Source organism: Frankia sp. CeD (assembly GCF_000732115.1).
In the GTDB taxonomy this organism is placed as follows: Bacteria; Actinomycetota; Actinomycetes; order Frankiales; family Frankiaceae; genus Frankia; species Frankia casuarinae.
On the sequence record NZ_JPGU01000115.1, the window covers coordinates 1 to 1688 of the forward strand.

The 1688-nt window shown below is 72.7% G+C and carries 1 protein-coding gene; it reads left to right on the forward strand.

The window, feature by feature from the left end; all coding sequences use genetic code 11:
- Window positions 1-1688: SpoIIE family protein phosphatase (locus CED_RS21185; RefSeq protein WP_035913756.1), on the forward strand; the 1688-nt coding region annotated here is incomplete at both ends.

Here is a 1688-nt window from a genome sequence, read left to right on the forward strand (position 1 = left end):
TGTTCGACACGGCGCCGATCATATTCGCGGTCTTCGACCGCGGCCTGCGCTACCGGGCGGTGAACCAGGCGGCTGCCAGGGCCTCCGGCCTGTCCGCCGAGGAGATGATCGGTGGGTATGGCCCGGAGNTGNNCCCGGNCATAGACCCTCTCGGCTGGGAGCGGCNCCGCCGGGTGTTGGCGACCGGTGAGGCGATCCTCGACGAGGAGATCATCGGAGCGACCCCGGCGGACCCGTCGAATCCGCGCATCTGGCGGGCCTCCTACTATCCCCTGCATGACTCGACCGGGGCCAGAATCGCGGTCGGCGTGACGGCGGTGGACGTGACCGACGAGCGTCGCGCGCAGGCCGAACGTGACCTGGTACTGCGGCGGTTGCGGCTGCTGAGCCGGGCGAGCGGGCTGCTCGGCGCGTCGCTGGACCTGTCGGCCACCTTGCGGGAGATGGTCACGCTGGTCGTCCCGGAATTCGCCGACGCCTGCGAGCTGTACCTCGCCGACGAGCCCTGCCCCCCGGGGGCCGAACCCGACCCGCCGCTGCTTCGCCGAGCCGTGTGGGCACACTCCCCCGACCTGCCCCGACCATCCCCCGACCTGCCCCTCCCCCCACCAGACACAAGAAGCAACCTGACCGGACGCCAGGTCGGACGGGTATTCCTCACCCGCCAACCGGTCCGCCTCGACCTGGACGAACGGCTCCCCGACGCACCCGACGCACCCGACGCACCCGACGCACCCGACGCACCCGACGCACCCGACGCACCCGACGCACCCGCGAGCAGCGTGGCCGCCCTGTTCCGGCATTCCCACCTTCGATCCGCGATCATCGTCCCGCTGCTGGTCGGCCCGCACTGCCTGGGAACCGTCGGGTTCGCCGTCACCGCGGCCCGCCCCTACCGCGAGCAGGACACCCAGACCGCCACCGAACTGGGCAGCCGGATCGCAACCGCGNTCGCGAACGCCCACGCCTTCGACCACCAGCGGACCGCCGCCCTGACCCTGCAACGCGCCCTGCTGCCCCGCGACATCCCCACCCTGGACGACCTCGACCTGGCCTGGCGCTACCAGCCCGGCACCAGCGGCACCGAGGTCGGCGGCGACTGGTTCGACGTCATCCCCCTGCCGGCCGGACGGGTCGCGCTGGTCATCGGCGACGTCATGGGCCGCGGCCTGAACGCCGCCGCCGCCATGGGCCAGCTACGCACCGCCGCCCGCNCCCTCGCCCGCCTCGACCTGCCCCCCGCCGCCCTGCTGACCGAACTCGACGCCGTCACCCGCAGCATCGACACCATCGCCAGCGTCGCCTACGTCATCCAGGACCCGGCCACCAGCACCCTGACCGTGGCCAACGGCGGCCACCTCCCCCCCGCCCTGCGCCACCCCGACGGCACCGCCGACCTCCTCGACGACCCCCACGGGATCATCCTCGGCGTCACCGAACAGACCTTCACCGAAACCCGCCACCGCTTCCCCCCCGGCTCCACCCTCGCCCTCTACACCGACGGCCTCGTCGAATCCCCCACCGTCGACATCGGCGAGGGCTGCCGACGCCTGCTGCGCATCCTCACCGAAACAGCCGACCTGCCCACCACCGCGGACCGGCTACTGACCCTCCTCAACCGCAACGACGGCAACGACGGCTACGACGACGACGTCACCCTCCTCCTCGCCCACGCCCGGCGGGGTCGG